General features: G+C 72.3%; 14 protein-coding genes. 3 read left to right on the top strand and 11 right to left on the bottom strand.

What is annotated here, in order from left to right; genetic code table 11:
- Nucleotides 1-142 precede the first annotated feature (142 nt).
- From NIE79_RS01130 to NIE79_RS01085, 10 genes are all read right to left on the bottom strand, one after another.
- Entirely contained in the window at nucleotides 143-1,219 is a 1,077-nt protein-coding gene (locus NIE79_RS01130) for an NAD-dependent epimerase/dehydratase family protein (RefSeq protein ID WP_238676703.1), read from the bottom strand.
- Between the two features lie 122 nt (nucleotides 1,220-1,341).
- Nucleotides 1,342-1,443 (bottom strand): 30S ribosomal protein bS22, encoded by a 102-nt coding sequence (locus NIE79_RS01125; protein ID WP_007465623.1) that lies wholly within the window; start codon nucleotides 1,441-1,443, stop codon nucleotides 1,342-1,344.
- A gap of 270 nt (nucleotides 1,444-1,713) precedes the next feature.
- Nucleotides 1,714-1,923 carry a helix-turn-helix domain-containing protein gene (locus tag NIE79_RS01120; RefSeq protein ID WP_007465625.1) on the bottom strand — a complete coding sequence of 70 codons (210 nt, stop codon included), beginning with the start codon at nucleotides 1,921-1,923 and terminating at the stop codon, nucleotides 1,714-1,716.
- Nucleotides 1,924-2,135: 212 nt separating this feature from the next.
- On the bottom strand, nucleotides 2,136-3,320 hold the full coding sequence (locus NIE79_RS01115; protein ID WP_238676702.1) for an ABC transporter permease: 1,185 nt from the start codon (nucleotides 3,318-3,320) through the stop codon (nucleotides 2,136-2,138).
- The gene (locus tag NIE79_RS01110; protein ID WP_238676701.1) at nucleotides 3,317-4,243 is read right to left on the bottom strand and encodes an ABC transporter ATP-binding protein; all 927 of its coding nucleotides are present in this window, start codon (nucleotides 4,241-4,243) and stop codon (nucleotides 3,317-3,319) included. The genes NIE79_RS01115 and NIE79_RS01110 overlap by 4 nt, the downstream gene beginning before the upstream one ends.
- Nucleotides 4,240-5,631 (bottom strand): efflux RND transporter periplasmic adaptor subunit, encoded by a 1,392-nt coding sequence (locus NIE79_RS01105; protein WP_238676700.1) that lies wholly within the window; start codon nucleotides 5,629-5,631, stop codon nucleotides 4,240-4,242. The genes NIE79_RS01110 and NIE79_RS01105 overlap by 4 nt, the downstream gene beginning before the upstream one ends.
- Before the next feature lie 43 nt (nucleotides 5,632-5,674).
- Nucleotides 5,675-6,964 (bottom strand): hypothetical protein, encoded by a 1,290-nt coding sequence (locus NIE79_RS01100; RefSeq protein WP_238676699.1) that lies wholly within the window; start codon nucleotides 6,962-6,964, stop codon nucleotides 5,675-5,677.
- Nucleotides 6,965-7,033: 69 nt separating this feature from the next.
- Nucleotides 7,034-7,609, bottom strand: a complete 576-nt coding sequence (locus NIE79_RS01095) for a TetR/AcrR family transcriptional regulator (RefSeq protein WP_238676698.1) — start codon at nucleotides 7,607-7,609, stop codon at nucleotides 7,034-7,036.
- Complete coding sequence (locus tag NIE79_RS01090) at nucleotides 7,602-8,402, bottom strand: alpha/beta fold hydrolase (RefSeq protein WP_238676697.1); 801 nt, start codon at nucleotides 8,400-8,402, stop codon at nucleotides 7,602-7,604. Before NIE79_RS01090 ends, NIE79_RS01095 begins: the two co-directional genes overlap by 8 nt.
- Before the next feature lie 107 nt (nucleotides 8,403-8,509).
- Nucleotides 8,510-9,430, bottom strand: a complete 921-nt coding sequence (locus tag NIE79_RS01085) for a proline dehydrogenase family protein (RefSeq protein WP_238676696.1) — start codon at nucleotides 9,428-9,430, stop codon at nucleotides 8,510-8,512.
- Between the two features lie 106 nt (nucleotides 9,431-9,536).
- Between NIE79_RS01085 and NIE79_RS01080 the strand changes: the two genes are divergently transcribed.
- Genes NIE79_RS01080 through NIE79_RS01070 form a run of 3 tightly spaced genes read left to right on the top strand, consistent with a single transcriptional unit; the run spans nucleotide 9,537 to nucleotide 11,583 of the window.
- Nucleotides 9,537-9,809, top strand: a complete 273-nt coding sequence (locus tag NIE79_RS01080) for a hypothetical protein (protein WP_238676695.1) — start codon at nucleotides 9,537-9,539, stop codon at nucleotides 9,807-9,809.
- 1 nt (nucleotide 9,810) lies between these two features.
- On the top strand, nucleotides 9,811-10,977 hold the full coding sequence (locus NIE79_RS01075; protein ID WP_238676694.1) for a glutathionylspermidine synthase family protein: 1,167 nt from the start codon (nucleotides 9,811-9,813) through the stop codon (nucleotides 10,975-10,977).
- Between the two features lie 18 nt (nucleotides 10,978-10,995).
- Complete coding sequence (locus tag NIE79_RS01070) at nucleotides 10,996-11,583, top strand: CGNR zinc finger domain-containing protein (protein WP_238676693.1); 588 nt, start codon at nucleotides 10,996-10,998, stop codon at nucleotides 11,581-11,583.
- 31 nt (nucleotides 11,584-11,614) lie between these two features.
- Here NIE79_RS01070 and NIE79_RS01065 read toward each other — a convergent pair whose 3' ends face one another.
- Nucleotides 11,615-12,421, bottom strand: a complete 807-nt coding sequence (locus NIE79_RS01065) for a sugar phosphate isomerase/epimerase family protein (RefSeq protein ID WP_238676692.1) — start codon at nucleotides 12,419-12,421, stop codon at nucleotides 11,615-11,617.
- Nucleotides 12,422-12,458: the final 37 nt, after the last annotated feature.

Genomic DNA, 12,458 nt, shown 5'->3' with positions numbered 1-12,458 from the left:
TTTGTTTAGGAATGTGCTGTTTTTTGTAATGATACGGCGACAACCCAGATCAAGACCCGTTCCCTACGGGACTCTCCTCGCGCTCACGATGTCACCTCGGTTCGCGACTGCGGGGCTCGCAAGACCGGCTCACTCCTCGCGCTCACGATGACCGGTCCCGGACCGCTGAACGGACCTGCCGGATGCCGTCCAGGACGAGTTGCTCGGCGGTGGCCAGCTGATCCCGCGTGACCACCACCCCACCGTGATGGGCACGGATGAAGTCCTCGAACGCCTCGGCGGTCGACCGGGGCGTGAAGCCGTACTCCTGCTCAAGCCGGCTGGTGTCGACCACCCTGCCGTGCACGAAGAGGTCGACCTGGTCCAGGCCGTAGCGGCCGAAACCCATGGTGCGAGCCATCGCGGCTGCCCCGGAGAGACCCGGCTCCAGCACCGGCACGGCGACCCGTCCAGCGCGCCGGATCGCCTGGGACAGCGACAGCACCCCGGGGCCAGCGACGTTGTACGTGCCGGGATGGTCCTCCACGATCGACCGGTGCAGCACCTCCAACGCGTCGTCGAAGTGCAGGAACTGAAGGCGGGGGTCGCGGCCGAAGACTGTCGGCACGAACGGCTGCGAGAAGTAGCGGGTCAGCGTGGTGTCGGCGGTCGAGCCGATGAACGGGGCGAAGCGCAGCACCGTGGCGGTGACGTCGGAGCGGCGGCGGCGGAAACCGCGCACGTACCCCTCAAGGTCGAGGATGTCGCGGCCGAAACCGCCGCGCGGCACCTCACGGGGTTCGGTCTCCTCGGTGAAGACCGCCGGATCCCGAAACGACACCCCGTACGCGGCTGTCGACGAGCGGACCACGAGCTTGCGCAGTCGGGGCGCCCGCTGGCAGGCGGCGAGCATCTGCATGCTGCCGATGACGTTCTGGTCCTTCATCGCGGACCGGCCGCCGTGCTGCGGATCGGGCGAGGTGACCAGCGCGAGGTGCACCACCGCGTCGACGTCCAGGTCGGCGAGGAGGCCACCGAGGGAACCGTTGTCGACGCGGATCCGTTCGACCCGGTCCAGCAGGTCGGTGAACTCGGTGCCGGAGTCCGGTGCGTCGACCCCGATGACCCGTTCGATGCGCGGGTCGGCGGCCAGCCGGGCCGCCACGTGGGCGCCCAGGTAACGGCCCACTCCGGTGACGACGACGACCCCCGGAGCACCTGAGGTGCCACCGGGGGTCATCTGACACACCTACGCCGGCAGGATGGACCGAGCCGGGACGACCACGGCCTGATCACCTGAGCCTCCGGAGGTCGACAGTTTGGCAAGCGACGCCGAACGCCGGGCTTTGAGCCCGGCGGCGATCACTTGCCGAGACGGCGACGCTGGACGCGGGTCTTGCGCAGCAGCTTGCGGTGCTTCTTCTTAGCCATGCGCTTACGGCGCTTCTTGACCACCGAGCCCATACGACAGCCTTTCGATACAACGTGCGGGGCGGACCGGATGACACCACGCAGGTGGCGACGGCGACCGCTTGCGGACAACGGACCGGACCAGTCTGGGCGGCGGGGCGCACCGGTGGGGTCTCGGTCGGGCTCCAGGGTAGCCGGAGGGCGTCAGCCGGACCAACGCGCCCCCGCCGCGGCCGCCTCTGGCTCGCGACCGCAGGGCCCGCTGGCTCGCTCCTTACGCCCACCGACGCCGGTCAACCGGCGATCGGAGGGCGGGGCGGTGGCTCAGGCGGTCTCCTGAAAGGCACCCCGGAGATATTCGTGCACCGCGTGCTCGGGCACCCGGAATGACCGGCCGACCCGCACGGCGGTGAGTTCACCGCTGTGCACCAGGCGATAGACAGTCATCTTTGACACCCGCATGACCGTCGCCACCTCCGCGACGGTCAGGAACTTGACCTCCGACAGCCGTCCGTCGGACTGTGACCCGGCCATGGCTCACCGACCCATCCCATGCCCGGCGCGTGCCAACCCGACGGATGCTCCGGGCCGGGCCGACGACGCGCGTGTTACCAGTACGGTAGCGGGGCGGTTGTGACCGGCGCGATCCCTTCCTGCAACTGATCATGCTTCGGTGGCCGGTTCACCCGATCCGTGCTCCCGGTATCCGCCCGTCCGCGTCCGTCGTCCGGTTGTTCCGGCACTGCTCATTCGGTGCGAAGCGCGACCACCGGGTCGAGACGGCCGGCGCGCTGCGCGGGAACCACCCCGAAGACGATGCCCACCACCGCCGACACACCGAAGGCGAGCGCCAACGACCACCAGGTGATCGCCGCCGGAATTGGCGACAGCGCGTCGACCAGCAGGGCGCTTCCCACGCCCAGCGCCATCCCGGTGAGCCCGCCGATCGTGGTGAGCAGCACCGCCTCCAGCAGGAACTGCACGCCGATGTCGCGCGGACGCGCGCCGACGGCCTTGCGCAACCCGATCTCCCGGGTCCGCTCCCGGACGCTGACCAGCATGATGTTGGAGACGCCGACGCCGCCGACGAGCAGCGAGATGCCGGCGATGGCCGCCAGCACGCCGGTGAGGACGCCGAGGATGTCACCGAGCACGCCGAGGATCTGCTGCTGGGTGACGGCGCTGAACTCGGTGTCCGGGTGGCGGCGGTTCAGCTCGGCGACGATCCGGTCGCCCAGCTCGTCGATCCGCTCCCGGTCCGGTGCCTTCACAGCAATGCCGTCGACCCGCTGGGTGCCCCAGAGTCGCTGCGCGGCGGTCACCGGCACGTGCACCTCGTCGTCCCGGTCGACGCCGAGGCTCTGCCCGAGGGGCGCGAAGACACCGATCACCCGGAACCGCACCCCGGCCAGCGCCACCTGCTGGCCGAGCGGGTCCCGATCGGGGAAGAGCGCACGGGCGACCGAGTCACCGAGCACCGCCACCCGTCGGCTGGTGTCCACGTCGGTGCCGGTGAGGTAGCGTCCCCGCGCCAGCGACCGGGTGAACACCGCCGGGGTCGTCTCCAGGACGCCCTGCACAGTGGTGAAGTCGGAACGGGCGCCGGCCCGCGCGGTCGCCCCGGAGGCGACGGTGACCGCCACCCGGTCGGGGTCGCCGACCACCCGGGTGACGGCGTCCACGTCCTTGAGGGTCAGCGGCGAGACGACCGGCGCGTTGCCCACCTCGATCCGGCCGGGGACGACCAGCAGCAGGTTGGAGCCGAGGCCCTCGACCTGTTGCTCGACCTTCTGTTTGGTGCCGGTGCCGATCGCCACCAGCAGCACCACCGAGGCCACCCCGATGATCACCCCGAGCATTGTCAGCGCGCTACGCAGCCGGTTGGCCCGCAGGGCGTCCAGCGCCACCCGCCACGCCTCGGCGACTCTCACGCCGTACCTCCGGGCCGCTCGATCTCGCGCGGAAGGCGCCCGGTGGCTCCGGCGGCGCCACCGGAGCCACCGGACGGGTGCCCCGGACCGCTTCCGGACGCGGACCGGGGCTCCGCGCTGGGAGCGGGGACCAGTGTCGCAGGTCGACCGTGATCAACGGACGGCGGTCGATCATGGGCGGAGCGCGGGTCGGCGCTGTCCCCCACGACCACCCCGTCGCGCATGGTGATCCGGCGGTGGGCGCGGGCCGCCACCTCCTGGTCGTGGGTGACCATGACCAGCGCCACCCCGGATTCCGCGTTCAACTGTTCCAACAGCTCCAGCACCGCGGCGCCGGTCACGCTGTCCAGGTTGCCGGTGGGTTCGTCGGCCAGCAGCACCGTCGGCTCGGTGACCAGAGCGCGGGCGATCGCCACCCGCTGCTGCTCACCGCCGGACATCTGGTTGGGCCGGTGATCCAGCCGGTGCCCGAGGCCGACCCGGCCCAGCATCGCCGCCGCCCGCTCCCGTCGCTGCCGGGCTGACACTCCCCGGTAGACCAGGGGCAACGCCACGTTCTCCACCGCCGAGGTACGCGGCAACAGGTGGAACGCCTGGAAGACGAAGCCGATCGTCTCGTTGCGCAGGGTCGCCATCTCCGGTGGGGCGAGGGCGTTGACGTCCCGCCCGCCGATCACCAGGCGGCCACCGGTGGGCCGGTCCAGCCCGCCGAGGAGGTGCATGAGGGTGGACTTGCCCGAGCCGGACGGGCCGACCAGGGCCACGTAGTCCCCCGGCTGCACGGTGAGCGACACCCCGCGCAGCGCCTCCACCGACACACCGTCGAGCTGGTACGTCCGGGACACGTCCACCGCCTCGATGGCCGCAACGCGCTCCCCTGCCGGCCGGTCGCCGCGCGGATCGGCGACGGCGGATCCGGTCACCGGACTTCCTGGCCGTCACGGACCTGGTCGGCGCCGCGCACCACGATCCGGTCGCCGGGCTGCACGCCGTTGAGGATCTGCACCAGGTCTGACCCCTGGACGCCCACCGTCACCGGCGCCCGGCCCGCCTTGCCGCCACGGACCACCCAGACCGCGTCCCGGCCGTCGGCGGAGAACACGGCCGAGGCGGGGACGGTCACCGCGTCGACGGCCTCGCGGACCCGCAGGTGCACTATCGCGTTCATGCCGGGGCGGGGCGCCGGGGCCGGCTCGTCCTCGGCCAGCTTCCCGGCGCCCAGCGCGAGGCGGACCCGGTAGGTGACCCCGCCCTGCGCGGAGTTGGTGGGCAGCACGTCGACCGAGCGGACGCTGGCCTCATAGCTGGCGCCGGTGACGGCGTCCAACTCGACGGTGGCCGGCACGCCGGCCTTGACCAGCAGCACGTCGGTCTCGTCCACCTCGGCGAGCAGACCCAACTGCCCGGTGTCCACAACTGTCAGCACCGGTGTGCCGGCGGTGACCTGACCACCGACCGCGACGGCGTCGTCCACGCCGGCTGGCGGCCCACCCTGGCTGGGGGCCAGCACGGACGGGTCGAGGCCGGCCGCCTGCGCGCCACCGGCCTGCTGCAACAGCCCGGCCAGACCGGCATTCGCGCCACCGCCGGCCCGGGTGCCGCCGGGCTGCACCACCCCGGCGATCGGGGCGCGCAGGGTCAGCGCGTCGACCGTCGCCTTGGCCAGGTCGTACGCCTGCTGGGCCTGGAGCCGTTGCGCCGCGGAGAGCGCGCCGACGGCGGAGCTCAACCCGTTGATCCCCCGCTGCACCGCGCGGACCGCCTGGTCGGCGCTGCGCGCGGCGGCCGTGTACTGGCGTTGCGCGGACGTCACCTGGGTCAGCAGCGCCTCGCGCAGTTGCGGGTCGGCGATCTTCTCGGCGGCCTTCCGGGCCGCGTCGAACGCCTCGTCGGCGGCCTTGTCGGTGCCACGCCGGCTGCTGGTCAGGCTGCCCGCTCCGACGCCTCGACCGGCGCGCTTCGCGGCGGTCAGCGCCTCCTTGGCCTGACGGAGACGCTGTTGCGCGCTCGGTGAGTCGACCACGGCCAGCACCTGACCACGCTTGATCAGTTGTCCAGGTTGGACGCGCAGGCTGGACAGGGTGCCGTCGGCGGGAGCGGTGAGGGTGGCGGCGGCGCGGGCGGTCACCGTGGCCGGCGCGTCGATCACCTCGGTGACCGGATTGCGGGCGGCCGACGCCAGCGCGAGATCGGGGCCTTCGTCGCCACAGGAGGCGGCGGTGGTGGCGGTGAGGACGACGACGGCGGTCAGGGCGATGAGCAGGCGGGGCCGCGTGGAGCTGGCGGGCCGTGACAACTGGGGACGGCGCACCCATCGATGGTACGGCGCACCGCCGCACCGCCTCGGAGCTGCGTCAGGCGGCGGTGGCGCGGACGTACGCCACGCACTCGTCGTGCAGCGTCGACCACTGCTCACCGAACGCCTTCTCGGAGGCCGCGTCGATGGTCCTGCCATCGTGCACAACTGTCTTGAAGAAGGTGAGCAGCCGCAGCGGCCCGTACCTGTCGACGAGGTGCCGGACGGCCAGGTAGCCGATGCCGTAGCTGGCGGCGACCCGTTCGGCCGAGGCGTCGTCGGCGGGGTTGACGCCCTCCAACTTGCCGTCCCAGCCACCCCGGACCATCTTGCGCACGTCGGCGATGCCCTCGTACCGGTCGACCGCCTGGCCGCCGGCACCGGCGAACTCGGCCAGGCCCTCGACCAGCCACCAGGTGAGCTTGCCCGGGTAGCCGCGCTCCGGCAGTGACGCCGCGTGGGTCAGCTCGTGGCGCAGCAGGTCGTCGGTGCCGCTGTTGGAGAGCCCTTCGGCGTTGAGCACCACCTCGTGGTGGCCGCCGCCCACTGTCACCGCGTAGCCGCCGGTCCATTCCGGGCGCTCCCCGCCGTACCAGCGCTGCCACTCGGTACGACCGGCGTAGAAGATCCGGTATCGGTCCGGCGGTGAGCCGGTCACCGCGTACCCGTCGGCGACCTTCGCCGCCGCCTCGGCCTGAGCCAGCAGGCCGGGCAGCTTGCCGCGCAGCGCCGGGGTGGTGGCGACGATGGTCCGTGCGCCGACGGCGACGGCCAGGTCGCTGATCTCCCACGGTCGGGTGCCGGTCTCCACCGACTTGGATTCCTCCATGGCGACCATCCGGGGCTGGTCGCCGTTTTCCCGCCACCGGGTGCCGATCAGCACCGGGCTGGGCCGGCAGTTCGGCGTGACGAAGCAGTACTGGAAGCGCACCAGCAGCCGCCACTCGCCGGGCTTGCCGATGATCGGCACGGGCAGGCCACTCGGCTCGGCCCGCCAGCCGGTCACCTTGAGCTCGCGTAGTGCGGCGAAGCGGCGGCGCAGGTCGTTGTGGGCGGCGGGATCGGCGACGGCGAGGAACCCGGCGCGGTCGCCGCCGAGGAGTGCCGCGGACTGCTTGTGGAGCTGGGCGGTGATCCGGTCGGACAGCCCACGGGCCACTGCGGTGGCCGGGTCGTCGGCCGCCGAGGCGCCGACCCGGCTGACGGTGGGGCGCGAGTCTGTCTCCCGGATCACTCCGACGACGAGCGCCGCCGGCAGGCCGCAGCCCAGCAGCAGGACGACCACCACGAGCACCGTCCACAGCGGCCAGAGCCGCCGTGGTGCTGGCTGCTGCACCTCGTCAGTCACCCGCCGAAGGGTACGACCACTACCTGGATGCGGCGAGGCCGCCCCGGGCCGATCGGCCCGGCCGTTGGCTCACCCGCCGGTGCGCGGCCAGGAGCGGAACGAGATGTCCATGCTCGCGACCATCTGGTGGTACGAGCGGTCGACGTCGCGGGGCAGGCCGAAGCCGCCCGCGGCCTCCAGGGTCACGAAGCCGTGCAGGGCGCTGCGCAGCGCGCGGGTCGCGTCCACCGCGTCGTCGCCGGTGAGCCCGTACCCGCGCAGCACCGCGAAAATGGCACCGACGGCGCGTTCGCCCGCCTCGACGTGTTCCGGGTCGGCCGGGTCGGGCACCCGCTGCGTCGTCGGGTAGCGACCGGGGTGCCGGAGGGCGTAGTCACGGTAGGCGTCCGCCATGGCCCGGAGCGCGTCGCCACCGGAGCGGCCGACGGCGGCGGTGCTCATCTCGGTGGCCAACTCGGCGGTGGCCAGGGCGGCCAGTTTCTGGGCCAGGGCGTCCGCCCCCCGCACGTGCTTGTAGAGGCTGGGCAGCGCCACCCCGAGACGGCTGGCGAGCGCGGCGAGGGTGAGTTGTTGGAAGCCGACCTCGTCGGCCAGCCGGGCCGCCTCCCGTACGACTGTCTGCTGGTTCAGGCCGACCCTAGGCACCGGCGCACACCGCCAGGAAGCCGAGCAACTGCTCGGCGGTGCGCTGCGGCTGGTCGGCGTGCGGATAGTGGCCGGACTCCTCGATCATCCGGGCCTCGGCGGTGCCGAAGAGCCGCCGGGCGGCTCGCGCCTCGGCTCCCGGGTCGGGGAAGTCCGGGTCCTTGGACCCCATCAACACCAGCACGGGTTGGCGCACCTGCGGGGCGCGGGCGGTCCAGTGCGGCTCGGCCGGTGCGATCACGCCGCGCGTCGCGGCCATCCGGCCGGGCTCGCGCAGGTTGGCCACCATCGAGCGACGGTGGGCCGCGTCGTCGTCGGGTCGGTGCACCGGGAACAGGGTGTTGTGGAACATCCCGAACAGTCGAGGGCTGTGCAGCACTGACCACATCGCCATCCGCAGCAGCGGGCTGAGCTTCGGCTGACCGACGAAGGCGCCGATCTGCACGATGCCGGTGACCAGCTCGGGCGCGTCGGTGGCGGCGAAGACCACCGCCGCAGCGGCGGACGAGCTGCCGACCAGCACTGCCGGACCGGCGTCGAGGTCGCGGACCACGGCCAGCAGGTCCGCGCCGACCTCCGCCGGGGCGTACGTGGGCCAGCCGGCGCTGGACTCGCCGTGCCCCCGGACGTCGACCGAGGCGACCCGGTGACCGGCGGCCACCAGCAGCGGCACGAGGTGCCGGTAGCTCGCCCTGTTCTCGCCCATGCCGTGGGCGAGGACCACCAACGGGCCCACGCCCTGCACCTCGTACGCGATGTGCCCGCCGTCCCGTCGCACCTGGCTAGTAGTCATAGCTTTAAAGCTAAGACACTTAGCCAAGGTTTGGCAAGCCGGATACGCGAAACGGGCCGACGGTGACCCGAGGGGCCGCCGCCGGCCCGTCGGCCGAATCGGAGGAACTACTTCTTGGAGATCAGGGCGCGGCCGAAGAAGACCAGGTTGGCGGGGCGCTCGGCGAGCCGGCGCATCAGGTAGCCGTACCACTCGTCGCCGTACGGGACGTAGGTGCGCACGGTGTAGCCCTCGCTGGCCAGCCGGGCCTGCTCCTCGGGGCGGATGCCGTAGAGCATCTGGAACTCGAAGCGCTCCGGCCCCCGGTCGAACCACCGGGCCCGGTCCTCACCGATCGCGATCATCCGCGGGTCGTGGGTGGCCAGCATCGGGTAGCCGTCGCCGGACATCAGGATGTTCATGCAGCGCACGTACGACTTGTCCACCTCACGGGCCGACTGGTACGCCACCGACTCGGGCTCCTTGTAGGCGCCCTTGCACAGCCGCACCCGCGACCCGGCCGAGGACAGCTCCCGGCAGTCCGACTCGGTCCGGCGCAGGTACGCCTGGAGCACCGCGCCGGTCGACGGGAAGTCCTTGCGCAGCCGGCTCAGCACCTCCAACGTCGAGTCGGTGGTGGTGTGGTCCTCCATGTCCAGGGTGACAGTGGTGCCCGCCGCGTCGGCCGCCGCGCAGATCGCCCGCGCGTTGTCGTACGCCAACTGCTCGTCGAACATCTGGCCGAGGGCGGAGAGCTTCACGCTCACCTCGGCGGCCGGGGTGAGCCCCGCATCGCCGAGCATCTTCAGCAGTTTCAGGTATTCGTCCCGGGTGGCGGTGGCCTGCTCGGGGCGGACGGTGTCCTCACCGAGGTGGTCGAGGGTGACCGCGAGGCCGTCGTCGACGAGCCCGCGGGTCGCGCGCAACGCGTCGTCGGTGGCGGCGCCGGCGACGAACCGGCGGACGACGTCCCGGGTGTACGGGGCAGTCGCGACGAGCCGCTCGACCTGGGATGACCGGGAGGCGGCGAGGATGACGGAACGGAGCATGAGCCGAGCGTAACGCCCCTGCCAGGGGCCCCGCCGAGGGGCGGCCGGGCCACCTCGACATGGGGGCGGGGCGGCGGCGGTGGCGTCGATCGGCTACAACGATGCCGTGGACCAACGCCCCCGCCGCCGACTCCGCTCGGCCTCCGTGCAGCTCGGCGCGCTCACCGCTCTCGCGCTCGCCCTCTCCGGCTGCAACATGACCTCGGACGACGACGATGACGACGACTGCGCCCTCGGGCCGGTCGGCGGCGGTGACACCGTCGCGCTGGCGATGCGGGTCACCGACCCGGCAGCCGCTCGCACCGCCCCGGAGCCGACCACCGCGGCCCTGCCCGAACGCGGCGGGTTCGGCACCCACCTCGCCGCCTGCGGCGGCTGACGTGCGCCGCGAGACGGTCACCCCGCGACCCGACTGGGACGCCACCATCCGGTCGCAGGGGCTGGTCTACGTCGACACCGAGCTGCCCGACGGCGGGATCATGTCGTACTGGGACGAGACCGCCGCGTACGCGTTCGACCTGGACGAGGTGCTGCGGCTGGAGGAGGCCACCGAGGAGTTGCACCGGATGTCGGTGGCCGCCGCCGAGCACGTGGTGGCGCAGCGCCGGTACGCCGAGTTCGGCATCCCGGAGTGGGCGGCCGAGGCGGTGGCCCGGTCGCTGCGGGAGGCTCCGCCGACCCTGTACGGGCGCTTCGACCTCGCCTACGACGGCACCTGGCCGCCGAAGATGTTGGAGTACAACGCTGACACCCCCACCGCGCTGGTCGAGGCGAGCATCATCCAGTGGTACTGGCTGGAGCAGACCCGCCCGGAGCTGGACCAGTGGAACAGCCTGCACGAGCGACTGGTCGGCGCCTGGGCCAAGATCGGGGCCGGGCTGCACGACCCCCGGGTGCACGTGCTCTGGTCGAACGAGGAGGAGTCCGGCGAGGACCACATGACCGCCGGCTACCTCGCCGAGACCGCCCGGCAGGCCGGCCTCAGCGTCGAACTCCAGCCCATCCAGGAGATCGGCTGGGACGGCCGACGCTTCGTCGACGCCGACGACAACCCGGTGACCACCTGCTTCAAGCTCTACCCGTGGGAGTGGATGCTGGCCGAGCCGTACGGGCCGGCGGCCCTGGCCCCGGGCACCCCGACCACCTGGATCGAGCCGGCCTGGAAACTGCTGCTCTCCAACAAGGCGCTGCTCGCGGTCCTCTGGGAGCTGTACCCGGGCCACGAGTACCTGCTTCCGGCGTACCTCGACTCGCCGCGCGGCATGGCGGAGTACGTCGCCAAGCCACTGCTCGGCCGCGAGGGCGGGTCGGTACGCATCGTCACCGCCGATGAGGAGATCACCAACCCGGGGATCTACGGCGACGAGGGCTGGTGCTACCAGGAGTTCCGGGCGTTGCCGCAGTTCGCCGGCAACCGGATGGTGCTGGGCAGCTGGATCGTCGACGGCGAATCGGCCGGCGTGGGTGTGCGGGAGAGCGCGAGTCTGATCACCGATGGCTACGCGCGGTTCCTGCCGCACTACATCGACGCGCCGCGCACCCGCTGAGTCGTCTACCGTTGGGGCGTGAACTTCGACGCGTACGCCCGGACCGGCGTTGACCTGGTCAACGCCCGCCTGGACGACCTCGACGACCTGCGGGCCCTCTTCCCCGACGAGAACGCCTGGATGCGCGACGAGGTCGCGGACCGGGACGTGGCGATTTTCCGCCGGGCGCAGAAGCGGTTGCGCGACGTCTTCGAGTACGGCACCTCGGGGCGCGACGCCCAGGCGGTCACCGAGCTGAACACGCTGCTCGAGGCGTTCCCGGTGCAGCCGCGCATCTCCGGTCACGACTCCAGCGACTGGCACATGCACGTGACCAGTCGGGGTGCCTCGGTCAGTGCCGAATACCTGGCCGGCGCGGTCTGGGGGCTCTCGGTCTGGCTCTGCGAGTACGGCAGCGCCCGGTTCGGGGTCTGCGCCGACGAGCGGTGCGGCAACGTCTACCTGGACACGTCGTCCAACTGCTGCCGGCGGTTCTGCTCGGAGCGCTGCGCCACCCGCTCGCACGTCGCCGCGCACCGGGCCCGGAAGCGGGCGGCGGTCGGCGAGCAGGTGACCGTCGCCCCGCAGCCGACCTCCGCGGTCGATTCCCTCTCACCGGTCAGCTGACACCGCTGCCGCCCGATCGTGGGCGGACGGGTCAGGCGTCGACAGGTGACGACGCGGTCAGGTGCTGGCGGGCGAACTCCAGCGCGGCGCGCAGGTCCGCCTCGCGCACCGCGCGGCTCTTCGCGCCCCGGGTGGCGACCTCCACCGCCACCGCCCCGGTGAAACCCCGGCCGGCCAGCGAGGAGAGCAGCTCACCGCAGGGCTGGGTGCCGCGCCCGGGCACCAGGTGCTCGTCACGGCCCTCGCCGGTGCCGTCACCGAGGTGCACGTGGGCCAGCCCGGCGCCCATCCGGTCGGCCATCTCCAGTGGGTCGCTGTGCGAGGCAGCGCAGTGCGACAGATCCAGGGTGTACGACGGGTAGCCGGCGTCGGTCGGGTCCCAACCGGGCACGTACGGGACGAACTGCCGACCCGCCATCCGCACCGGGTACATGTTCTCCACGGCGAAGCGCAGCCCGTTGAACCGGTCCGCGACGGTGGCCAGACCCTCGGCGAAGTTGCGCGCGTAGTCGCGCTGCCAGGTGAACGGTGGGTGCACCACGACGGTCGGCGCGCCAAGCGTCTCGGCCAGCTCGGCGGCCTTGCGCAGCCGCTCCCACGGGTCCGGGCTCCACACCCGCTGGGTGACCAGCAGGCAGGGCGCGTGCACCGAGAGCACCGGCACGTCGTAGTGCGTGGAGAGGCCACGCAGCGCGCCCGCGTCCTGGCTGACCACGTCGGTCCAGACCATCACCTCGACGCCGTCGTAACCGAGCGCCGCGGCCAGTTGGAACGCCGCCGCGGTCGGCTCGGGAAAGACCGACGAGCTGGACAGGAGCACGGGAACGCGGGAAGTCACATCAGCCAGCGTAGCCCGGCAGCGCCGGGGGCATCGT

The organism is Micromonospora trifolii (assembly GCF_022229005.1).
GTDB lineage: Bacteria > Actinomycetota > Actinomycetes > Mycobacteriales > Micromonosporaceae > Micromonospora > Micromonospora trifolii.
Note: the sequence above shows the minus strand (reverse complement) of the source record. Positions and strands in the feature narration are given on the sequence as shown.